Source organism: Candidatus Accumulibacter sp. ACC005 (genome assembly GCF_907163215.1).
In the GTDB taxonomy this organism is placed as follows: domain Bacteria; phylum Pseudomonadota; class Gammaproteobacteria; order Burkholderiales; family Rhodocyclaceae; genus Accumulibacter; species Accumulibacter regalis.
Map to the genome: position 1 here is coordinate 29,323 of NZ_CAJQUB010000019.1, position 21,731 is coordinate 51,053.

Annotated in this window: 23 protein-coding genes and 4 pseudogenes; 16 read left to right on the plus strand and 11 right to left on the minus strand. The window is 63.0% G+C overall.

Going from position 1 to position 21,731, the window contains the following annotated elements; genetic code table 11:
- Window positions 1-610: 610 nt before the first annotated feature.
- The 9 genes and pseudogenes from istA (at window position 611) to QZ613_RS20910 (ending at window position 6,035) form a co-directional block, all read left to right on the plus strand.
- Window positions 611-2,110: an IS21 family transposase gene (gene istA / locus QZ613_RS20870; protein ID WP_043568703.1), complete on the plus strand. Its 1,500-nt coding sequence runs from the start codon at window positions 611-613 to the stop codon at window positions 2,108-2,110.
- A complete protein-coding gene (gene istB, locus QZ613_RS20875; protein WP_043568698.1) occupies window positions 2,100-2,852 on the plus strand; it encodes an IS21-like element helper ATPase IstB in 753 nt (250 codons plus the stop codon). The genes istA and istB overlap by 11 nt, the downstream gene beginning before the upstream one ends.
- On the plus strand, window positions 2,849-3,061 hold the full coding sequence (locus tag QZ613_RS20880) for a hypothetical protein (RefSeq protein ID WP_043568696.1): 213 nt from the start codon (window positions 2,849-2,851) through the stop codon (window positions 3,059-3,061). The genes istB and QZ613_RS20880 overlap by 4 nt, the downstream gene beginning before the upstream one ends.
- 167 nt (window positions 3,062-3,228) lie before the next feature.
- Window positions 3,229-3,471 carry a hypothetical protein gene (locus QZ613_RS20885; protein WP_291983930.1) on the plus strand — a complete coding sequence of 81 codons (243 nt, stop codon included), beginning with the start codon at window positions 3,229-3,231 and terminating at the stop codon, window positions 3,469-3,471.
- Window positions 3,472-3,611: 140 nt separating this feature from the next.
- A pseudogene (locus QZ613_RS20890) lies at window positions 3,612-3,777 on the plus strand (SAM-dependent methyltransferase); the annotation flags it as partial.
- Between the two features lie 348 nt (window positions 3,778-4,125).
- Window positions 4,126-4,857 carry a type 1 glutamine amidotransferase gene (locus QZ613_RS20895; RefSeq protein WP_291983932.1) on the plus strand — a complete coding sequence of 244 codons (732 nt, stop codon included), beginning with the start codon at window positions 4,126-4,128 and terminating at the stop codon, window positions 4,855-4,857.
- A pseudogene (locus tag QZ613_RS20900) lies at window positions 4,854-5,048 on the plus strand (MBL fold metallo-hydrolase); the annotation flags it as partial. The gene QZ613_RS20895 and the pseudogene QZ613_RS20900, both read left to right, overlap by 4 nt.
- 187 nt (window positions 5,049-5,235) lie before the next feature.
- A complete protein-coding gene (locus QZ613_RS20905) occupies window positions 5,236-5,517 on the plus strand; it encodes a DUF1778 domain-containing protein (RefSeq protein WP_291983934.1) in 282 nt (93 codons plus the stop codon).
- The gene (locus tag QZ613_RS20910) at window positions 5,514-6,035 is read left to right on the plus strand and encodes a GNAT family N-acetyltransferase (protein ID WP_291983936.1); all 522 of its coding nucleotides are present in this window, start codon (window positions 5,514-5,516) and stop codon (window positions 6,033-6,035) included. The genes QZ613_RS20905 and QZ613_RS20910 overlap by 4 nt, the downstream gene beginning before the upstream one ends.
- Window positions 6,036-6,070: 35 nt before the next feature.
- On the opposite strand, the gene QZ613_RS20915 is transcribed toward QZ613_RS20910, so the two are convergent.
- The 4 genes and pseudogenes from QZ613_RS20915 to QZ613_RS20930 all read right to left on the minus strand — a co-directional run.
- Window positions 6,071-7,369: a thioredoxin family protein gene (locus QZ613_RS20915; protein ID WP_291983938.1), complete on the minus strand. Its 1,299-nt coding sequence runs from the start codon at window positions 7,367-7,369 to the stop codon at window positions 6,071-6,073.
- A gap of 192 nt (window positions 7,370-7,561) precedes the next feature.
- A complete protein-coding gene (locus tag QZ613_RS20920; protein ID WP_291983940.1) occupies window positions 7,562-8,029 on the minus strand; it encodes a DsrE family protein in 468 nt (155 codons plus the stop codon).
- A gap of 296 nt (window positions 8,030-8,325) precedes the next feature.
- On the minus strand, window positions 8,326-9,549 hold the full coding sequence (locus tag QZ613_RS20925) for an IS4 family transposase (protein WP_366144410.1): 1,224 nt from the start codon (window positions 9,547-9,549) through the stop codon (window positions 8,326-8,328).
- Window positions 9,550-9,664: 115 nt separating this feature from the next.
- Window positions 9,665-9,882, minus strand: a pseudogene (locus QZ613_RS20930) (ISAs1 family transposase); the annotation flags it as partial.
- Window positions 9,883-9,971: 89 nt separating this feature from the next.
- On the opposite strand from QZ613_RS20930, the gene QZ613_RS20935 reads away from it, so the two are divergent.
- From QZ613_RS20935 to QZ613_RS20955, 5 genes are all read left to right on the plus strand, one after another.
- Window positions 9,972-10,259 carry a ferritin-like domain-containing protein gene (locus QZ613_RS20935; RefSeq protein WP_291983942.1) on the plus strand — a complete coding sequence of 96 codons (288 nt, stop codon included), beginning with the start codon at window positions 9,972-9,974 and terminating at the stop codon, window positions 10,257-10,259.
- Window positions 10,260-10,644: 385 nt separating this feature from the next.
- Window positions 10,645-11,064, plus strand: a complete 420-nt coding sequence (locus tag QZ613_RS20940; RefSeq protein ID WP_291983944.1) for a hypothetical protein — start codon at window positions 10,645-10,647, stop codon at window positions 11,062-11,064.
- On the plus strand, window positions 11,061-11,408 hold the full coding sequence (gene tnpB, locus QZ613_RS20945; protein ID WP_291983946.1) for an IS66 family insertion sequence element accessory protein TnpB: 348 nt from the start codon (window positions 11,061-11,063) through the stop codon (window positions 11,406-11,408). The genes QZ613_RS20940 and tnpB overlap by 4 nt, the downstream gene beginning before the upstream one ends.
- A gap of 39 nt (window positions 11,409-11,447) precedes the next feature.
- On the plus strand, window positions 11,448-12,326 hold the full coding sequence (locus tag QZ613_RS20950; protein ID WP_291983949.1) for a DUF4338 domain-containing protein: 879 nt from the start codon (window positions 11,448-11,450) through the stop codon (window positions 12,324-12,326).
- On the plus strand, window positions 12,323-14,026 hold the full coding sequence (locus QZ613_RS20955) for an IS66 family transposase (protein WP_291983952.1): 1,704 nt from the start codon (window positions 12,323-12,325) through the stop codon (window positions 14,024-14,026). Before QZ613_RS20950 ends, QZ613_RS20955 begins: the two co-directional genes overlap by 4 nt.
- On the opposite strand, the gene QZ613_RS20960 is transcribed toward QZ613_RS20955, so the two are convergent.
- The 3 genes from QZ613_RS20960 to QZ613_RS20970 form a co-directional block, all read right to left on the minus strand.
- Entirely contained in the window at window positions 13,978-14,469 is a 492-nt protein-coding gene (locus QZ613_RS20960) for a DUF2202 domain-containing protein (protein WP_291983953.1), read from the minus strand. The two genes, QZ613_RS20955 and QZ613_RS20960, sit on opposite strands and share 49 nt — an antisense overlap.
- Window positions 14,470-14,472: 3 nt before the next feature.
- Complete coding sequence (locus tag QZ613_RS20965) at window positions 14,473-15,147, minus strand: ZIP family metal transporter (protein WP_366144481.1); 675 nt, start codon at window positions 15,145-15,147, stop codon at window positions 14,473-14,475.
- Between the two features lie 86 nt (window positions 15,148-15,233).
- Window positions 15,234-16,049, minus strand: a complete 816-nt coding sequence (locus QZ613_RS20970) for an alpha/beta fold hydrolase (RefSeq protein WP_291983957.1) — start codon at window positions 16,047-16,049, stop codon at window positions 15,234-15,236.
- A gap of 239 nt (window positions 16,050-16,288) precedes the next feature.
- On the opposite strand from QZ613_RS20970, the gene QZ613_RS20975 reads away from it, so the two are divergent.
- Entirely contained in the window at window positions 16,289-16,849 is a 561-nt protein-coding gene (locus tag QZ613_RS20975; protein WP_291983959.1) for a hypothetical protein, read from the plus strand.
- Between the two features lie 74 nt (window positions 16,850-16,923).
- Here QZ613_RS20975 and QZ613_RS20980 read toward each other — a convergent pair whose 3' ends face one another.
- From QZ613_RS20980 to petA, 3 genes are all read right to left on the minus strand, one after another.
- Complete coding sequence (locus QZ613_RS20980) at window positions 16,924-17,880, minus strand: MBL fold metallo-hydrolase (protein ID WP_291983961.1); 957 nt, start codon at window positions 17,878-17,880, stop codon at window positions 16,924-16,926.
- A gap of 5 nt (window positions 17,881-17,885) precedes the next feature.
- A complete protein-coding gene (locus QZ613_RS20985) occupies window positions 17,886-18,266 on the minus strand; it encodes a NifB/NifX family molybdenum-iron cluster-binding protein (RefSeq protein WP_043564974.1) in 381 nt (126 codons plus the stop codon).
- Between the two features lie 83 nt (window positions 18,267-18,349).
- On the minus strand, window positions 18,350-18,970 hold the full coding sequence (gene petA / locus QZ613_RS20990; protein ID WP_291983963.1) for a ubiquinol-cytochrome c reductase iron-sulfur subunit: 621 nt from the start codon (window positions 18,968-18,970) through the stop codon (window positions 18,350-18,352).
- Between the two features lie 251 nt (window positions 18,971-19,221).
- Between petA and QZ613_RS20995 the strand changes: the two genes are divergently transcribed.
- The gene (locus QZ613_RS20995) at window positions 19,222-20,541 is read left to right on the plus strand and encodes a sigma-54-dependent Fis family transcriptional regulator (protein ID WP_291983966.1); all 1,320 of its coding nucleotides are present in this window, start codon (window positions 19,222-19,224) and stop codon (window positions 20,539-20,541) included.
- Between the two features lie 70 nt (window positions 20,542-20,611).
- Here the strand turns inward: QZ613_RS20995 and QZ613_RS21000 are convergent.
- Window positions 20,612-21,445, minus strand: a pseudogene (locus tag QZ613_RS21000) (FAD-dependent oxidoreductase); the annotation flags it as partial.
- Between the last annotated feature and the right edge of the window lie 286 nt (window positions 21,446-21,731).

Sequence of the window (21,731 nt, forward strand, 5' to 3'; positions counted from 1 at the left end):
GCTGCGGCCCGGCATGAGCGGCGCGGCAGTAGCGTTCGTGTGGCCGATGCGGTAGAAAGCCCGGCGGCCGGTGGAAAGGCAGGCGCGACATCGGTCCCAACCGCCAAGCCAGACCCGATGCCGCGCCCCGTAGCCCCCATAGCGGCGACGTTGCCTGCCTAGTATTTCACGAAGCGCAGCTCGCCGTCAGATTCCCATTGGCCGGGACGGCCAATGGATCTTTCTGGAAGACGCTACCTGTGCGCCGCTTGCCGCACAGCCGTGCTCATTTGCAGCCACTGTGATCGTGGCCACCGCTACTGCACCGCGCGCTGTGCCGACCAGGCCCGCCGACAGGCTGTCCGTGCCTCGGGTGGCCGCTATCAAGACAGCTTGCGCGGCCGTCACGCCCATGCCGAACGCCAGCGCCGTTACCGGGGCCGGCAGCAGAAAGTGACGCATCAGGGTTCCCCACCCAGGGCCACCCCTGTTCAACTCTCCTGCGAACCGACGTTGCCGGTCGCACCTCTGCCAAGGCACTGCTGTCGTTGTCATCGTCCCTTGCCGGACGGGGTGCGCCAGGACTTTTTGCAGCGTCGGATTCGCCGTCACCCACCCGACCGGAGAAGACATGGCTCTCAGCCCCGAGATTGAAGCGCAGATCCTGCGTTATTACCACGCCGAACGCTGGCGTATCGGCACCATCGCGACCCAACTGCAAGTGCATCGCGACAGCGTCGCCCGCGTGCTCGCCCAAGCCGGCTTGCCGGCACTCGGACCGGTTCGCCGGCCCTCGGTGATCGATCCTTACCTGCCATTCATCCTCGATACCTTGACGCAGTTTCCGCGCCTACGTGCCTCCCGCGTGTACGACATGGTCAAGGGCCGCGGTTATCCGGGGCGCCCGGATCACTTCCGGCACCTGATCGCCCGCCACCGACCGCGGCCGAAAGCCGAAGCCTATCTACGGCTGCGCACCTTGCCGGGCGAACAGATGCAGGTCGACTGGGGTCACTTCGGCCACCTGGAGATCGGTCGGGCACGCCGGCCCCTGATGGCCTTCGTCGCCGTCCTCTCCTGGTCGCGGCAGATCTTCCTGCGCTTCTACCTCGGCGCCCACATGGAGAACTTCCTGCGGGGCCATGTCGGCGCGCTGACCGCCTGGGGCGGCTGCCCGCGGGTCGCCCTGTACGACAATCTCAAGAGCGCGGTCCTTGAGCGCCAGGGCTCGGTGATCCGCTTTCACCCGACACTGCTGGCCCTGTCCGGTCACTACCGCTTCGAGCCGCGCCCCGTGGCAGTGGCGCGGGGGAATGAGAAAGGCCGCGTGGAAAGGGCCGTGCGTTTTATCCGCGATGCGTTCTTCGCCGGCCGCCGCTTCACGGATGTGGACGATTTGAATGCACAGGCCGACGCCTGGGTCATCGGGCCTGCCGGGGAGCGGCGCTGCCCGGAGGACGAGGCGCTGACGGTGCATGAGGCTTTCGAGCAGGAGCGAACGCGCCTGCTGACGCTACCCGGGAACGCCTTCCCGACCGACGAGGTCAAGGCCGTCTGCGCCGGCAAGACGCCGTACGTGCGCTTCGACCTGAATGACTACTCGATCCCGCATACCTGCGTGGCGCGCACGCTCAGCGTCGTCGCCAGCCTGGATCAGGTACGCGTCCTCGATGGCCAGACCGTGGTCGCCACCCATCGGCGCAGTTATGACCGCCGGCAACAGATCGAAATCCCCGAGCACATCGCGACCCTGGTCGCGCATAAGCATCAAGCCGCCGCGCATCGCGGCACCGATCATCTGGTGCAGGCGGTGCCGACAAGCCGCGAGCTGCTGACGCAAGCGGTCGAACGCGGCGAACCGCTGGGACGCACGGTGCGCGCGCTGACCGAGCTGCTGGAAGCTTACGGCGTGGCCGAACTGACGGTGGCGATTGCCGACGCGCTGGGGCGCGGCGTGCCGCATCCCAATGCGGTTCGCCTGGCCTTGGAGAAGCGCCGGCAGGCGAAGGCGGAACCGCCGCCGTTGGCGGTGCCTTTGCCGGAGCATGTGAAACGGCGCGATGTCCCGGTGCGCCCGCACAGGCTCGATGACTACGACCAGTTGATGGAAGGGACGCCGGATGACGAATGATGCCCGCCGCCGACGCGCGGCCGCTTTGCAGTTGCACGGCCTCCTCGCGCACTGGGCCGAGTGTGCCGAGCAGCCCTGGCTGGATCCTTTGCTCTCTTGGGAGGAAGGCGAGCGTGCGCGCCGCTCGCTCGAACGACGGCTGCGCTGCGCCCATATCGGACGCTTCAAGCCGCTGGCCGATTTCGACTGGGCCTGGCCGCAGCAATGCGATCAGCGCGCGATCGCCGAACTGATGACCCTGGACTTCCTGCAGGCGACGACCAACGTCCTCCTGGTCGGCAGCAGTGGCCTGGGCAAGACGATGATCGCCCAGAACATTGCGCATCAGGCGGTCCTGGAGGGGCGCACGGTGTTGTTTGCCACCGCCGGACAGTTGCTCGGCGATCTGGCCGGCCTGGACAGTGACTCGGCGCTGCGCTATCGGCTACGTCGCTATGCGGCGCCCGATCTTCTCGTCATCGACGAGGTCGGCTACCTGTCTTACTCGAACCGTCACGCGGACTTGCTCTTCGAGTTGATCAATCGGCGTCACGAGAAGAAGAGCACTTTGATCACCACCAACAAGTCGTTCTCGGAATGGTCGGAGGTGTTTCCCAACGCCAGCTGCGTGGTGGCGATGATCGACCGCCTAGTCCATCACGCCGAGATTCTCGCCATCAAGGGGGACTCCTACCGGCGCAAGGAGGCACAGGAACAGGCAGCCGCCAGATCCAGGAAGCGCTCGGCGAAGGCGGCAACGTGAAGCCCTATCATCCACCTTCCGGTTTGCAGGACGGCCTCGACTTGCTCATCGACTCTCGCTGGTCGCCGGATCAGGCGCTGGCGGTCATCGAGTTGCTTGATGATTTACGCAATCGTATCTGGGCGCACTACGAGGTCGCTTTGCAGACCCGCTTCCGCGAGCTGCGGGTGACCGACCGCAACGTCGAAACCACCGATCCGCCGTTCTAAACCAACCCAACACCATCAAGACGCAGGGGCCCGCCGGGCCCCTGTTTCGTTCACGTCACACCGATCACGTCGACGCCAGATTTCTGCGGGTCGACTCAGCCGCTAACAGCGCGAAGCTGAAAAGCTACCCCTACCAGTTCCGGGTCCTGAAAGTCACTGGCGAAACGGTGTTCATCAGTACACCGCGCAACGTCCAGGTACCGGCGTTCAAGGCGCTGGCCGTCCTCTATCCGGAAATCGATACCAAGAACGCCAACGATCCGGCGTTCATCGCCGCGCAAACGCTGCTCGGCGAAGTGCAGGCTGAAGCGCGCGCGATCGTCCTCGCGCAGCCCGGTATCAAGGACGCGCGCTGGGAACTTGATCGTGAGTGGCTCGCCGCGCACTATATCGAAGTGCCCGAGAGGTGATTTCCAGCGCGGCAAGCGCGAAGACGCGGCGTGCTCGCTGCTGCCACGGATGGCTACCGAAACCATTCTGGGATGCTGCGCTGTGGGTTTCAGCACAACGATCGATGACCGGGGAGATTCGTGCAATGAGTCCGGAAGCGATGTGGCGCAATCGTTACCACGAAGCTGGCGAACAATATTTGTTTGGCACAGAACCGCTTCTTGGCACACCGGGCAAGACTGCTGCAGGAGGGACAAAGGGCGCTGTCGCTCGCCGATGGCGAAGGCAGGAACTCGGTGTGGATCGCCGAGCAGGGTCTCGAGGTCATCCATCAAGATCCAAGGCTGCTGATCGCCGACGAGAGCGATTGACGTCAGCGCCTCTTCAACGATTTTCGCGGCGCCAGCGTTTCCGCCAGCGGCGGACTGCCGCAGCGGGTGGCCGTCGCGGGCTGGGAAGGCGCCGTGGTGGTGGTCGAGATGACGACACTCGAAAAGAAATTCGTCCAGAGCTAGCAGATCGATGGCGGGAATGGACAACTCGTCATCTCCTCCGTGGCACACGGTTTCGGAAGGGCAGCCGGTTTCATACCCCCTCGTATATGACCGGCTCAAACCTGACCTCGGTGAGAAACAGGCGCGCCGGAACGTCAGCGCGGGACAAGGAGGAACGCGATGAACATCCATTATCTGCAGCACGTGCCGTTCGAAGGACTCGGAAGCATCGAGGAGTGGATTCGGCGCGGTGGGCACGCACTCGGCGCAACGCGCCTCTACCGTGGCGATCCCCTGCCAGGCATGCACACGGTGGATCTGCTGGTGGTGTTGGGCGGCCCCATGAACATTTACGAAGAGGCTGACTACCCCTGGCTGGTGAACGAGAAGCGCTTCATCGAACGGGCCATCGCCGCCGGCCGGCGCGTGCTCGGCATCTGCCTCGGGGCGCAGTTGGTTGCCGATGTGCTTGGCGCAAGGGTCTACGCCAACGCCGACAAGGAGATCGGCTGGTTTCCGGTCGAAAAGACGGAAGCCGTCTCTGGCGACGGCCTGTTTGAAGCCTTCCCACGGCAAATCGATGTGTTCCACTGGCATGGCGACACCTACGACATTCCGACCGGCGCGGTGCGTGCCGCTCGCAGCGCCGGCTGCGCGAACCAGGCCTTCGTCTACGACGGGCGGGTGGTCGGCTTGCAGTTTCACCTGGAAACGACCCTGGACAGCGCACAACAGCTAATCGCTCACGGCGCCAACGAACTCGTCCAAGGCCGCTACATCCAGATGCCGCGGGAAATCCTTGCGGACGCAAGCCGGTTCGATGCCATCAATCGTGTCATGCATGACCTGCTCGACAGGCTGGCGACAAACAGCCCGGAACGGATCGCTCCAGCGGGTGGAGAAACAAGATGAACATCACCCTTCTCGGCGCGGCGCAGCCCTGCGAACTAACCGGTTCGTGCTACTTGGCTGAGACCGCAGACACGCGCTTCCTGGTGGACTGCGGCATGGTGCAGGGCAGGCGCGAGGCACCGGCGCGCAACCGCAAGCCGTTCGCATTCGACCCGGAATCCATCAATTTCGTGGTGCTGACTCATGCTAACACCAGTTCGTGGCGACCGCTGTCGCCGAGAAGCCGGCGGCCATGAACACCGCGACGTTCTTCGCTGAACTGACGGCTTTAGCGGGCTCAACAATGGAACTGCTCACGAAACGGGAAAAATCGTACGATAAGGTAAAATTGACGAGTACGGCAGGCTGCCGTACTTTCATCGTCAGGAGGACAAGACTATGCCCGCAGCCATTTCTACCGCCCGCCTCGAAGCCAGGATCAGCACCGATCTGCATTCGATGCTCAAGCGCGCTGCTGAACTTCAGGGGCGGACCATGACCGACTTCGTGATCACCGCCGTTCAAGACGCAGCACAACGCGCCATCGAGCAAGCCGAAGTTATCCGCCTGTCCATGGCCGATCAGGAGTGCTTTGCTCAGGCGCTGCTGTCGCCACCTCCGCCGTCGCCGGCCCTGGAACGTGCTTTCGCTCGTCGTAGCAAGCTGCTGCGCGCTGAGTGAATAGCGCGCCGTTCCGGCTCGCGCCGCTCGATGCGACACATGACCGAACGAAGTTCAACAGTACTTCCGAGCCGCTAGACCGCTACTTGCGGGAACACGTCACTCAGGATGTTCGCCGACGCGTTGCCGCCTGTTTTGTCGCGTTGGCTGAGGGGCACCGCATCGCGGGCTACTACACCTTGGCGTCGGCAAGCCTGTTGCTCGCCGATCTTCCGGCCAGCACCGGCAAGAAGCTACCGCGCTACCCGACCGTGCCAGCGGTACGCATGGGCCGCTTGGCCGTCGATCAGGGATTCAAGGGGCAAGGTCTAGGCGGTGCGCTACTGGCCGATGCGCTCGACCGTGCCGCTCGCTCGGAGATCGCTGCTTATGCCCTGATGGTAGAGGGTAAAGACGAGGCGGCAGTGGCCTTCTACCGGCATCATGGATTTATCGCTTTGCCCGACTCTCCGCTGACGCTGTTCCTGCCCCTGGCAACCGCTCTTTCCGCTCGGAAAACGGACAACAAGGCACGCTAAGGCAGACGTTCTCGAAACGCGCCCTTTGGCGGCGACTAGATCGAGAACGATTTTCGAGAACACATCAGCCGGTGCACCAGCCATGAACCACCAAGCGCGCCGGCCAGCAAGGCCAGTGCCACGCGCAGATCGTTGAGCGCCGCCGGTGCAACAAGCAGCAGAACGCCCAGTCCCAGCATCATGCTGCCGGAAAGCAGTTTGAGGAACCGCCCTTCGCTCTCGGACATCTTGCGCGAGCCGAGGGTCCAGGTGAACACCAGGGTGATGATCATCAGCGGCATCACATAGACCAGATTGTAGAGTCCCAGATAGGCGTAGTGCTGCCAGGGGGACAAGTCAGACAGGGTCAGCAGCCGCGTATAGACCATCGGGAATCCGGCGGTACACAGTAGCTCATAGGAATTCGCCGCCACCGCCAGGGCAACCGTGCCGAGCGTCAGCGCCGGCATGCTGTCCGCCCGCAGCAGCCCGCGCACGTGCTGGTAGAGTTTGGGCTTGGCCGCGTCAGAGATGCTCAGCGAGATCCCCTTCTTGAACCAGAAATAGTCCTTGATGTTGATCAGCGCGATGATTATCGCCAGCATCCCTGCTACCGTCGTAACCATTGCGATCTCGCCCAGCCAGCGGAAAGCGTTCAGCCAGGCGGCCATGAACACGAAGTAGATCAGGCCCGAGAAGGAGAGGAAGACGGCGCCGATGAACAGCATGCGTCGGCGGCTGCCGGCATGGACGAGCAGCGAAAGCAGGAATAGGAGCACAAAGAAGGCGCAGGGATTAAAAGCATCGAGTCCGGCGATGATCAGGGTGAAAACTGGCAACGACAGCTGCTCGGCCGTCACCCTGCCGAGCAACGGGAGATCGACACTCGGCACCCGCGCCATTGCCGCAGCGGGCTCAAACGTTGCCGGCATGCCCGTTTCGCGACACAAGCGCAGTCCTTCCTCCAGCGCGTGCCCGGTTCCTTCCGGCCGATCGAAACCGACGGTCATGCGGCCACAGAACATAAAGGCTGGAACGCTACTCCCTTCTTGACTCAGAGCCTCCGCCATGGCGACATACGCCTTGGCCGCTTCCGCGTCGCTGCTGACGTCGCCACTGTGCACCAGCAACCATGGATAGCGGGCCGACAGCGCCTCGACGAACGGAGTCGCCGCCTGGCAATGCGGGCAGTTCCGGGTCCAGAAGAAGTACAAATGCACCTGCCGTTCGCCGGCAGCGTCGTGGTCGATCCACAGCGACGCATCGGCAGCGACTGGCGAGCAATAGACAGCGGCGACAGTGAGCAGGCAGATCAGGCGCAAGACCCGAAGCAAGCCGGTGAGTCGTGTTCTCATCGCGTACCTTGCCGATAGTGAGCCGGCCGTGCTGTCTGAATGCCGCCTCGTCGCGGCCGCGAGCTTCGACAGCCACGGTGGAAGCTTTCAGACTGCGCCTGTCATTCGTATCCCGCCCAGTCCCTTTCTTCTCTCCTTCTTCACCGGCGCCGGTCCATGCTGTGCCAGAACCGATGGCTCGTGGTCAGGCGCTCACCACGACAAGGTCTTGGTGCCGTCCTTGAACAAGGCGTTACCAATCAGCTCCGGGCTGCCGATCTTGAAGCCCGGCAACAAGTCCGACGCTTCGACGTCGAATTGCTGCATGCAGTAGTGGCATATCAATACCGTCGCACCCTTGCTCATCAGTTCGGCGAGCGCCGCTTGATGATTGGCATGCTTCTCCGTGTATTTCCTCGACGCGAGAAGGATGCCGCTCTCGTTCAGCCAAATCGTCAACGAGTGTCCTCTGGCGCGTTGAAGCTCGGCAAAATGCAGAACGTGGCCAACCCGCCGTGTCGCATCGCTCGATAAAGCGATGAACAAGGGATCCTTATCCCCGGCGAAAACGGGGTTCGACAAACCGGAAACGATGAGCGCCAGGGCCATCAAGATAGTCTTGAAGAACTGCATACCTACCTCCGTGGAAAGCGGGTGGAATATTTGATCGTCGGTAATCACGACGAACGGCTATCCCAAGTATGCCCGGCCAGCGACCAATCGTCGTGTGGCATCTTGTCGCATCTCAGATCAGCAAGAGTGGCCCCCGACCTTCAGGCGGGCCTGTGCTTTACGACGAGAGAAATGGCCTCGGGCTCCGCTGGCGAGATCCCTCAGCTCAACAAACCGCCTACAGGTAGGACAGGACAATCGCATAAATCTTATAAAAGACCCAGGAGCTCGGCACGGAAGGAATCGGAAGTAGCGGCGATAAGGCGCTGAGTCTTGAGGCCCAATCCTCTCAACTTAGCATTCCGTCATACCGGCTTGTAGGCGTGGTAGCGATGCGGTTTTCGCTGCGGCGTTCGAGGCTTGGAGCGGCCAGCGACAAACTTCTGAAGGTTGGCGGCAATCTCGTGAATGAGGGGCTTCAATCGCCGCGTCGTCGCACCAGCGGCGAGCAACCAACGGCCGATCTGGCGCTTGATCTTGTCGATCGCCAAGGTACGGTTGATCTTCCATGGCGAATCGGCGTCCAGATGCGCGTCGGTGGCGACGTAGGCAGCCAGGGCATTGAGGTTGTCGAAGACGGCCTTGGCACCGAAATCCTGATTGGCCGCTTGCCAGGACAAGCCGGAGGTATGTTCGAGCCCCAAGCGATGCTTGAGCCGGCGAAACGCTTCTTCGATCCGCCAACGGCCGTGGTACAAGGCGCCAAAGACGGCCGCCGGGAAAGCGACGGCGTCAAGCAGCGAAGTCATCACCACATGTTGCCGCCCGTTCGGCGTGGTCACCCGCACCAAGCGAACCGTTGTCGGCGTCGCCGGGCACTCGTAGTCCTGCGCATCGCGCGCATTCGGCGCACGCAGGCTCACCAGCTGCTCGCTCTGCCCCGAGCGCATGAACTCGCGTACCACCCTGAATCCACGGGAAATGTCACAGCGAATACAGAAAGGGATCCCGCGCGCGGTGAGTGCTGCCGCCAGCCAGCGGCAAGGAAAGCCGCGGTCGAGGACCAGCAGGTCGTCGACCTGCAGCCGCTCGATCACCTCGAAGAGCATCTGGCGCTCGTCACACGCGCCATGCTGCAACGCGAAGTGAAGGAACATCTCAATTCCCGGCAAGTACAGGCCAAACGCCACGCCCGTGACGATCGAACGTACACCTTCTTTCATCGTCGTCAGCCGGACCGCCGCGGTATCGCTAGCCACTATCCGCAGACCCTGCCATCGCGGCACCGGCAGATGCTCCTCGACCAGGTCCATCAACTTTCGATTGACGTCACCGAACACCAAAGCACTAATCTTGTAGCGCGCCTTGCAGAAAGCCTGGGCGCTCACCAAGCGGACCGAGTCCGCACGATTTCTCAGGTTGGCAAAGAACTGGTCCAGTTCAGCCTGGACCGCACCTTGTACGCCGGACAGCAAGAACGTCAGGACGGTTGGGAAGCTGAGCGTGCGGTCGCGGGTGAAATACTTCGGCTTGAGACGGGCGCCTTCCAATAACTCCTGTGAAAACAGATAGTTGGCAAGTCCGTTAATTACTTTCGCATATGAAGGGCGTCATGCAATTACCCTTTATAAACAATACGTTACAGCTCAATTATGCAATGAAAATGAACGCCATTCAAGCCACGATCGCCGCTATGCATTTATGCTAAGTTGAGAGGATTGTCTTGAGGCCACCCTTGCGCTTCACCGGGGGAAGGCGGAGGAGATTTACGACGAACTGGCGCAGGGCAGCCAAGTTGTGCGCGGCATAATCGGTGCAAGCCCGCATCTGATCGTCGCCAAAGACCACATCCATGCACCAGTGCGGCTGTTCCCGACACGCCAGTGCAGGCGAACACTTTTGTTCATGCGCTGCGCGTCAGGTACCCAGCACCAGGAAAGACAGGTAGCATGACCCACCACCCTTTGGAATACGAAAAACCAAGGGCACCTCAACCGGAGAGGAAACGTCCATGTCAAGTGTTGGCTACCACGAACCCGTTGAAGAACTATCTGATGAAACGCGCGACATGCATCGAGCAATCGTGTCTCTAATGGAGGAGCTTGAGGCAGTCGATTGGTACAACCAACGTGCAGATGCCTGCAAGGATCAAGACCTGAAGGCGATTCTCGAACACAATAGAGACGAGGAAAAAGAGCATGCCTCGATGGTGTTGGAGTGGATCCGTCGCAAGGATCAAGCGTTTTCGAAGGAACTGAAGGATTACGTCTTCACCGACAAGCCGATCGCGCACAAGTAGCCGTAACCAGCCATCGCCGTTCAACCGTCGTTGTCGGCAGCAGGACTTTCTGGTAGCCGTGGTCGCACCCCGAGGGTATGTGATCAAGCGCGCAACGGCACTCTCGGGTGTTGCTTGGTGGTGATCGTCGTCGTGCTGCAAGCGTGCCGCGCCAGAGTCTGCTATCGGCTGGGTCGAGGTCCCCGCCGTCCGTAACCCGCAGAACGTTGCGCACAACGTCGAAACGCAGCCAGGTGTCTCTGCTGCGAAGCGTCCTGGAGATTACGCAATACGGCAACAATGTCCTGGTGCTGGATCACCGTGTCCTTTCGGCAACGCTGTATGAAATCGCCGAGGCGGTCTGGTAGCGTGGTAGGCCCGTATTCACTGATCCAGAGGCCTCCCGATGGCGCCGTCCCTACCCTTGTCCGACCCCCAACTGGCCGATACCGCGGCCGCCCTCGCTGAATGGCGGAAGACCCGCCCGCGCAGTCCGCGTATCCCGGAAGACCTCTGGTCGCGAGCGATCGAACTCGCCGAGCGGTACGGCATCGCCAAGGTCGCCGTTGCCCTGAAACTCGACTACACCAGCCTGAAGCGCCGGCTGGCCAGCACAGTCACAGCCAAGCGACCCGCCGCCGGCGTGCGCTCATCGGCGCCCTCGGCGGAGTTCGTCGAACTCGACTTTGGCCTGCCGCTTGCCCCGTCGCCGTGCGTCCTGGTCCTCTCTGACCGGCACGGTCGGGCGCTGCGCATCGAACTGCCGCGTGCGGCCAGCAGCGAGATCGCCGAGGTCGCGCGCAGCCTGTGGCAGACAAGGCCGTGATCGCGCTGAGCCCGCGCCTGCGCGTATGGGTCGCCGCCGAGCCGGCCGACTTTCGCTGCGGCATCGACGGCCTGGCCCGGCGCGTGCGTCAGGTCCTGGCCGAAGACCCGTTCAGCGGTGCCCTGTTCGTCTTTCGCAACCGCCGGCACACGGCGGTCAAGGTCCTGGTCTATGACGGTCAAGGCTTCTGGCTGTGTCAGAAGCGCTTGTCGCAGGGCCGCTTCCGCTGCTGGCCCAGGGAGTCGCCGGGGCAGGTGCTCGCCCCGCACGCCCTGGCGGTGCTGCTCTCGGGAGGCGATTACGCGGCGGCCGGGGGGATGCCGCAGTGGCGGGCACTCGCCTGACGCTTGCGTTCCACGTCCGGAGCCGGTATAAAGGTCTGCGTGTCCACGATTCTTTGCTACCGCGGCCGCACGGTCACTGCCGGCGACCTCGAAACTATCCGCGCGCTGCTCAAAGCGCATCCCGCCGCCAGCCGCCGGGCATTCTCGCAGCGCCTGTGCGAACACTGGGACTGGCGCCAGCCCAATGGTGCGCTGCGCGACATGGTCTGCCGCAGCCTGCTGCTCGTCCTGCACCGGGCCGAGCACATCTGCCTGCCAGAAGTCCGCCACCGCCCACCGAACAACGCCATTATCCGCCGCCGGCCGCCGCCGGTGGCAGTGGACCGCTCGCCGCTGGAACAGGATCTTCGCGCCTTGCGCCCCGTCGAACTGGTCACGGTTCGCCGCACGCCGCTGGAAGGACTCTTCGATCACCTGATCGCCGAGGCGCATTACCTCGGCCCGATGCAGGGTGTCGGCGAGCAGCTCAAGTACCTGGCGTTCAGCCAAGGGCGACCGCTCGCCTGTCTGGGCTTCACCTCGGCGCCTCGCCACCTCGCGCCCCGTGACCGCTTCATCGGCTGGTCGCCGGCCGTGCGCCGGGCGCATGTGCATGAGATCGCCTACCAGAGCCGCTTCCTCGTGGTGCCCTGGGTGCGTGTTCCGCATCTGGCCTCGCATCTCCTCGGCCGCGTCGCGCGCCGGATTGGCGCCGACTGGCAGACGCTCTATGGCCATCCGGTGCATTATCTGGAGACCTTTGTCGATCCCGAGCGCTACGCGGGGACCTGTTACCGGGCGGCCAACTGGCAGGAACTGGGCCTGACCACCGGTCGCGGCAAGGACGACCTGAGCCATCGCCCGAACCGTTCCCGCAAGCAAGTCCTTGGCTACCCGTTGCATGCGGACTTCCGTCGCCGCCTCGGGGGGCTGGCATGACCCGGCGCCGGCAGAAGCCGCCCCGGCGGCTACAGATTCCGATTCAGGAGCTCAACGCCATTGTCGAGCGCACCCGCGACGGCGCGTTGCCCGAGGCCGAGCAGGCCACCCTCAAGGCGGCGGTGGACACCCTCGCGCGGGTGACCGCCGAGCTCGAGTCGACGCAGACCACGCTGGCACGGGTGCAGCGGATCGTCTTCGGCTCGCCGAGCGAGCGCACGGCTACGGTTCTCGGGGAAGAGAAGACGGGCGAGCGTCCGCCGGCGGACGCCCCGACGAGTCCGCCGGCAGCGGCCGGCGAAACGGACTCCGGTGGTGCGCCGACAGGCACGGCCGATCCGGACCCGCGGCGCGAGAAGAAGCGCCCCGGGCACGGTCGCAACGGGGCAGAGGACTATCCCCGCGCACCACGCATCGCGGTCGCCCATGCAAGCTTGAAGCACGGCGATCCCTGCCCCGAGCCGGGTTGTGAGGGTCGCTTGTACGGGCAACGACGAGAGCCGGCGCTGCTGGTTCGCGTGACCGGGGTAGCGCCCCTGGCCGCGCAGGTCTATGAACTGGAACGGCTGCGCTGCGGACTCTGTGGCACGGTGTTCACTGCCGAGCCACCGGCAGGGGTCGGCGAGACGAAATACGACGAGACCGCCGCGGCGATGATCGCGCTCCTGAAGTACGGCTGCGGTTTGCCGTTCCACCGCATTCAGCGGCTCGAGAAGGCGCTGGCCATCCCGTTGCCGGCGGCGACCCAGTGGGAGGTCGTGCAGCAAGCGGCGGCACGTCTGACGCCGGCCTTTGCGGAACTGGCTGAGCAGGCGGCCGAGGGGTCGGTGCTCTACAACGACGATACGACGATGCGCATCCTGAACTTCACTCAGGAGGCGCGCACCGAGGCGCTGCCGCCGGGCGCCCGCGCGGATCGCACCGGGGTGTTCACTTCCGGGCTGGTCGCCGAGACGGCACACGGTCCGATTGCGTTGTTCAAGACCGGGCCCTGCCATGCCGGCGAACACCTCGCCGAGGTGCTCGACCGCCGTGAGGCGACGGACCCGCCGATCCAGATGTCCGATGGCTTGTCTCGCAACAAGCCGGGCGATCATCCGACCCTGGCCGCTTCTTGTCTTCCGCATGCGCGACGCAAGTACGTCGACGTGGCCAATGCCTTTCCCGACGAAGTCGCCTTCGTCCTCACGACGCTACGCGAGGTCTTTCGCACCGATCAGCAGGCGCGGCAGAAAGGTCTTTCGCCACCGGATCGCCTGCTCCTCCACCAGGAGGAGAGCGCCCCACGCATGAAGGCGCTTGAGGACTGGATGGCCCGGCAGTTCGCGGAACACGCCGTGGAGCCTCACTCGGGGCTCGGGCAGGCAATCTCGTACATGCAGAACCACTGGCAGAAGCTGACGCTCTTCCTGCGCGTGCCGGGCGCCCCAATTGACAACAACATTTGTGAGCGAATCCTCAAGAAGGCGATCCTGCATCGAAAGAACGCGTTGTTCTATCGGACCTTGAATGGTGCGCGGGTCGGCGATCTGTTCATGAGCCTGATTCATACCGCGGAACTGCACCAGATCGAGCCATTCGACTACCTCGTCACCCTGCAGCGCCATGTGGCCACCGTTGCGCTCGATCCGTCCGCGTGGATGCCTTGGAACTACACCGAGGCGCTGCCCCACGCCGAGGCTGAAGCGGCGCCGGACTGAGTCGCCGAGCGGCAGGGTCCCGCCGCTCTTCTTGCTCGCCCGAGCATCCTCCAGAAGCTAGATTGCCCCCGCGCTCGGGCGGCGTGCGCGCGGTTGCGGGGGGTTTGCAGCGTTGCCGAAAGCACACGGATCACCTTCAGCAGTCGATCATACATTTCTCCGTTGGCGATCTCGGCGACCACGCCCGCTTCGCACGCTTCCTGCAGGCTGGCGTAGCGCGTAACGGTTTCCAGGTTCCAGGGATTTCCTGGAACGGGCAGTCGGTAGTGACCGAACAGCGAGCACAGCGCCTGGATATGGCGCGCTTCGGCCGCCCTGATGTTGGTGAACGGGCGCACGTCGCCGAAGTCGGCAATCACTTGATCGTATGTTGCCCAGGCGCGGTATTCATCGTCGAGAGCCTCGTTCAAGGCATGAATTTCTGCTTCGGACAGGTCGTTCACGAGTCATCCTCCGTGGTGAAAAATGGCGATGGTAGCGATGCCCGCGAGCAGCAGCATCAGCTGACGCACCGAAGCGGTGGGGCTCACCTGTCGGTGTAGGCCCGGAATGAGGTCGGCCGCGGCGATGTAGATAAAGCTCGCTGCTGAAAGCGCCAGAATATAGGGCGCCGCGGCGCCCATTTCACCGAGCCAGAAATAGGCCAGGACAGCGCCGGGCAGCGTGCTGGCTGATGAAAGGCCATTGAGCAGCAGCGCCTTCCGGCGGCCATAACCACTGTCCAACAGGATCGCGAAATCGCCGACCTCCTGCGGTATCTCGTGCGCGATCACGGCCAGCGCCGCGGCGATCCCCAGGGGAATCGAAGTCAGGAAGGCTGCGGCGATCACCATGCCGTCGACAAAGTTGTGGAAAGCGTCGCCGATCAGGATAAGCGGCGCAGCGCGGCCATGCACCTCGCAGCCACTGTCGTGACAATGGCGCCAGAGCACAAGCTTCTCCAGTATGAAGAACAGCACCATACCGGCCAGTACTGTCGCGCTGACGGCAATTGCCGGTGCCTGTTTCAGGGCTGCGGGAATCATGCCAAGGAAAGCCGCGCCGAGTAGTGTGCCCGTCGCATAGCTGATCAGGCACGGGACGAGACATCTTCGGATGCCTTCGGGAAACAACAGAAACAAGGCCGCGCCTCCCACAGCCCCGACGCTGCCCAATAAGCTGAATCCGACTATCCATGGCAACATTCCGACCCCCCTGAGAATCTCTGTCAATCACGCGCTTGCGCGGTCGCGCCTGGCAGCATCCGGGCGAGCCAGTCAGCCATGGTGTCGGCGGCCGCTTGCCAATGTGCATCGAGCATCAGCGTATGGCCCGCAGCCGGGATCACCGCCGCTTCGGCTTGCCAGCGCAAGGCAGTCAGGCCCAGCAGAGCAGGCGGGAAGACCGCGTCCGCCTCGCCTCCGACGACCAGAACCGGCAGCGTCGGCCGGCGCCTGCCAAGGCGCATCGCCAGCAGTGACAGGTCCAGGATGGCGCGGCGGGACTCGGACTGGAACCAAGCGGCGAAGCGCATCAGGTCGTCGATCTCGGTCTCGCCTGAGTAGTACACGCCGCGCATCGTGCGCGCGCTTTGCTCACCGCCGGCAGGGTGAAGCTGTTCGCTGAAGAAAGCGGGTTGGGTCAGGGCAATTTTCATCGATGCGCCGAGTATGCCCCCGGGAGGCACCGGAGCCATGAGGATTGCTGCGCACGCTGCATTCTGTTCGAGAAAGCGTTCGACGACGACGGTGCCCATCGAATGACCGATGACGATCGCCGGTGCAGGCAGTTCCTGTGCGACCTGTGTCAGATCCTCGACATAATCGTCGATTCCGAACCGGTCAAGCCGCTCGCGGCCCTCGCTGTCGCCATGGCCCGAGAGGTCCAGCGCATGGCAGTCGAATCCTCGGTGGTTGAAATAGGGCAGAAAATACTCGTCCCAACAGCGCGCCGTGGCGTAAGCGCCGTGGACAAAGAGCAACGGTGGAAGTGATGTCTGGCTGGCAGCCGGACGGTGCAGGGTGTGGATGCGTCTAGACGTCATGTGGATTCCAAAGAAAGCACAAGGCTGCACGCCGGGTTTCGGCTTGCGGCCAGGAAATGTGCCACTGTCCTGTGCCAGTGATTGCGCGGCGGCATGGCCACCAGGATGGCAGGTGACGGGTGCCGGCGGCGATCCGCTGTCCGAAACGGCTACACTGCCAGGTGTAATGCCGAAGCCGACAGCTGTGTGCCGCCAATCAACTCGCCAATGTCAAAATGTCTGTAGTCAATAGAATCGCCATGGCGCTGGGTTTTTCTCCCCGCGACCAGCGAAGTCGTCGACTGGTGGCAGTCATCGAATGCGCCCTTAACCAGAATGCCCGCGATGCCGGCGCCGCCAGCTATCCGGCAGTCAACAAAGCGCTCCTCACACTCTGCATGCAATACGACGTGGGCATCGTGCAGATTCCCTGCCCCGAGATGCGTTTCATGGGCCTTTCCCGGGAGAGGCCGCCCGGAAAATCCATCCGTGAAGTGCTCGATACCCCGGCAGGCTGCCAGTGCTGCCTGGCGATCAGCCTGGAACTGGTCGGCACACTTCGGGACTACCAGAACAACCACTGCCGATTGCTGGCCATCCTCGGAGGAAATTCGCAGAGCCCGGGTTGTGCCGTCCACGTGCAGTGCGACACGGCTGATCCGGGGCGCCTTGCCGCACCATCGGGCGTTTTGATGCGCATCCTCCAGGAGGAGTTGCGCAAGCAAGGAATCGACGTTCCTTTCAAGGGAATGCGCGATTGCAATCGAGACTTGTTGCAGCAGGACTTGCGATGGCTGGAAGCGTTGTTCAAGAACGCGTAAGCAGGACTCAGGCAGCAGAGCAACACCTCGAGCACGCGGTTCGCGCCGCCACCCCCAGATTCCATACGGCAAGCTTAGGGGGCCGATGCACGTTCCTGTCCCAGATCCAGCACGTCACCGTTACCCAGGAACAAATCGGTCTGTGACCCGTTTCGGGCTGTTCCCCGCTGTACCGGCAAGCCGCTGGCCAGCATCTTCTCGACGGCCGTACGCCCCGTGCAATGGTTGCAACCGATCCTGGCGATGCCATAGCCGGCCAGGGCCTTGACGATCTCGTCGCGCTGGTTGTCCCAATCTTCCAGGGGCGACAGATGCAGCCCGCCATAGATCGCGTGGATGTGCTCGCCACCGGCGAAGGTACGACGCGCATAGTCCAGCAAGTTGAGGACGCCGCCGTGACCGCAGCCGGTAATCATCGTCAAACCCTGATTCTGCAGGTTGGCATAGAGGACGTTTTCCCCGTGCACCTGTAACAGCGTGCTCATCGGGAAACTGGCCAGAGCCAGACCCGGAAGCAGCACCAGCGGTTGCTCGCTGGGCACGGTGATCACGCGTCGGGTGTGACCCTGCTGCTGGATGAATTCCAGGCCGGCGGGATGGAAGCCTTCCGGCAGGTAGATCGGAATATCCGGACAGTGCTTGAGCGTCGAGCCAATCCCCCAGAAATGATCGAAATGCTCGTGGCTGACGATCAAGGCCTCGATCTTGCCCTCCTGGAGCAGGCGGTCGATGCCCTCTTCGGCGAAGCGGCGGTCCATCCAGTCGGGGTTCCAACCGGTATCGAAAAGCAGGCGGCGCACGCTGCCATCGAGTCCCTCGGCTTCCAGCAGCGCCGAGAAGCCGGCGGCGTTCTCGGCGTGCAGTGATCCAAACGGCGGCCAGGGGATGGCGTATTGATCGGTCTGGGCACCGCCAGCGGCGCGGATGTCGTCGAACACAGTGGCCGTATCAAACCAGCCGGTTTCCGAGACACAGAGGATTCGTAGGCGCTTCAGGGCGCCAATATCAAGCTTCGGAGAAGTCGTGGCCATTGTCGTTACCTCGCGCCGTGGGAGAAATGGCCGCGCTCATGGCAGTGACCGCCTCGTGGAACAGGCAAGCGTTCGAGGCGATTGCCGAGCATCGCCGATACCGCGGCATCGGGATCCTCCTCCATCGTGACCACGGGAAGGATTCCGCTCTGCATCAGGCGTTCGAAAAGCCCCGGGCCCATGCCGCCCGTAATCAGCGTATTGATTCCGGCCAGCGGTTCGGCAAGCTGGTGGTGGCTGGCGTGCAAGCTCTGTTCGATGGAAAGCTCGACCAGGCGCTTTCCGCTCACCACGCCCTTTTCAACATCGTAGATCCAGAATTTGCGGCACTTGCCGGCGTGCTCGGTGATGGTCTTGAGGTTCTGGCTGGTGACTGCGATTTTCATGATTTGTCCTTTCATAGGCGTTTTGTAGCGTCATGACGAAGTGGCCGCGTGCTGTTGCGACTGCGGTGTCATTGGCGGGGAACTCAGACTTGCCCGCGCGTGTCGCCTCCGATCAGGAGGCGGCTGTCGCTGAGATAACTGTGGGGAGGAATCTCCAGGTTGGTCGGCGCCGGTTTGTCCTTGAAGACGCGGCCGGCAAAATCGAAGGTCGATCCGTGGCAGGGGCAGAGGAAGCCGCCGGGCCAGTCCGAGCCCAGAGCCGGGTCGCCAGCCTCGAAAGCCTTGCTCGGCGAGCAGCCGAGATGCGTGCAGATGCCCACTGCGACGAGATACTCCGGCTTGAGCGAGCGCTGGTGGTTGTGCGCGTAGTCCGGTTGTTGTGGTGCCTTCGAGCCTGGATCGGCGAGCCTCGCTTCGGCCTTCTCGAGAGAGGCGAGCATTTCCGGCGTACGGTGCAGAATCCATACCGGTTTGCCGCGCCATTCGACGACCATCATTTCACCGGGCGCAAGCGTGCCGATGTCGACTTCCACCGGCGCGCCGGCGGCCTTTGCCCGTTCGGAAGGCAGCAGGCTGGCGACGAAAGGAACGACTGCTGTCAAGGTCAGCGCGCCGCCGAGTCCGGCGGTAGCCAGCAGCCACCGCCGACGAACCGGACTGTCGGTGACGACGAATGATTCGCCTTGGCAGGCAATTTGGTTCATGTTGATTTCCCTGGTAGGTGGTTTTTTCTCGATCGCCGGTCTCGCTGATTTTTCTACCGACTGAAATGAGCAAACATCAGTAAAGACTTATCAAGATTCGTGCCAACCTTCAAGTAAGAGAATTAACGGCAAACAAACAAGGGCTTGCGAGTCGGTCGCCCAAACGCTGACGAATTTTTTTGCCAGGCTCTTGCCGATATGGCAGTATTTGGCAGTCGAATTGGCGGATATGGCAAAACTGGTGACATCCCATGGCAGTCAACCAAGCATTCTTGGCAGAACTGGTTTCCTTCCTGGAGACCTTTCCCGAACCGCACATCCTGTGTGACCGCGACTATCGGATCCTGGCCGCAAACGCGGCTTATCGAGCCAACTGGGTCGATCAAATAGAGGTCGTGGGCCGCAAGTGCTTCGAGGTGTCGCATCGATACACGGTGCCCTGCGATCAGGCGGGCGAGTCGTGTCCGCTACAGCGCAGCCTGCAATCGGGGCGGCGCGAGCGTGTGCTGCATCTTCATTACACGTCGCGCGGCGAGAGCTTCGAGAACATTGAGCTGTCGCCGATCCGCGACGCCAGTGGCGCCATCGTGTATTACGTCGAGAAGCTGGAGCCCTTGCCGGGAGCATCCAGTCTTGGTGACGTCCAGGGTCTGATCGGTCGCTCGCCAGCCTTCGTGAAGATGATGGAACTGGTCGCGCGGGTGGCGCCTTCGGACGCCTCCGTGTTGCTGCAGGGGGAGTCGGGTACCGGCAAGGAACTGGTCGCCAATGCCATCCATCAGCTCAGCCGGCGCGCCAAACACCCTTTCGTTGCCGTTGATTGCTCGGGATTGCCGGAAACGCTGTTCGAGAGCGCCTTGTTTGGCCATGAGCGAGGGGCCTTCACCGGTGCGACGACACGAACGACCGGGCTGGTCGAGGCGGCGTCGGGCGGCACGCTGTTTCTCGACGAACTGGGCGATATCCCGCTCTCGATCCAGGTCAAGCTGTTGCGGCTACTGGAAACCGGCACCTATCGTCGGGTGGGTTCCCCGGAGCTGCGCAAGGCCGAAGTTCGGGTCGTCTCCGCCACCCATCGTCCACTGACCGAAATGGTGAGCGAAGGTCTTTTCCGGCAAGACTTGTTTTACCGGCTGAATATCTTCCCGATCCACCTGCCGCCGTTGCGCCAGCGCGGTGAGGATGTCCTGCTACTGGCAGAGACCTTGCTCGATCGCGTCTCTGGTAGTCACCTCCGCAGCCGCCTGTCACCGGAGGCGGCCGCCTGGCTGCGCGGCTACCACTATCCGGGCAATGTGCGCGAACTGCGCAACATTCTCGAACGCGCTTGCCTGCTCTGCGATGGCGATGAAATACATCTGCAGCACTTACCAGTGGAGTTGGCGGCGGCCAGCCCATTGCGGACCTCAGCCGAAGATCCGCCGCCAGCGAAGCACGACTTCCCCGATTGCCATTCGGTGTCGTTCGAGGAAGCGGTACGCGACTTCAAAGGCAGCCGGAAAGCGCTCGCCAGCCACCTTGGCCTGTCAGAACGGACTCTCTACCGTCGCCTGAAAACGGTGGATGCGTAGCAGCACTAAGGGCCTGTGGCGTTCCACGCTGGGCTGCATGGTGTGACGGCGATCGCGCTCCTCTGATTGTTCATCGGTATCTCCTCAGGTACAGACCTTCGAAGAAGCGCTTGGCCCAATGGAACAGCCGCGACGAGGGCAGGATGATCTGGCGCCGGGGATTGCGAAACACTAGCGTACCGCGGTCGATGGCGTCGATGATGCAGATCAGTTCGACCTTGAAGGTGGCGCTGGGCGTCTGTCCGCGCAGGCCGGCGAGCAGGTTTTCGGCCGCAGCGGCAGCCTGCAGGTCGGCCATGTGGGCCTGCTTGGGCATCCACTCGGGGCCAGGAAAACTGCCGGAATCGCCGACCACATAGATATTCTGCGTGCCGACGACGCGGCACTGCGCATCGGCCTGCAGCAGGCCACCGGGCGAACGCGCCAGCTCGGTCTGATCGAACCAGTGGTTCCCGGTCATACCGGGCATGAAGAGGATTAGGTCGGCCGCGAACTCGCCGCCTTCGGTGACCACCCGGCCGGCCTCGAAGCGCTGCATCTTGTGGCCGAGGTGGGTGCGAATGCCGCGCTTCTCCATTTCCGCCAGCAGGTACTTCACTGCTTTCGGGCCGAGGCGCTGGCCCGGTTCCATCGACGGATTGAAAAACACGAGCTCGAACCTCTCCCGCCGGCCTTCGCGCTTGAGCTGCTCGTCGATGCCGAAGAGGAACTCGAACATCGGGCCGCCGCGCACCGCTCCGGGTTCGTTGGGGTTGCCGCCAAAACCCACTGCGATGGTGCCGCCTGGCATGGCGCGCAGGCGGTCACGGATCTTTTCGGCCGCAGCAATCCCTTCGCAGGGTGTGATGGCGTGCTCGATACCTGGCAGCTTCTTGATGAAGCGCCCGCCGCTGGCGATCACGAGCGCATCGAGGGGGGGGGGGGTGCCGACCGCCATGTCCCCATAATTACCCTCATCCGTGGTCTCGACATCCCACACGATCCACCGTCGTTCCGTAGGCCCTCCACTCGCGCCGTACGTGTCGCACCTGTCATGCGCTTGACGATTTGGCCAACGGCCCACACGACTCGACTGTTTCGCCGCGTTCGCAGCCGCATAATCCGATGACTAGCGGGAGGTCTTGCATTCTGCGCGCGTTGCGCTCATGTTGATCTCGTACTTGGCATCGCGGCGGCGGATTTTCAAGCAC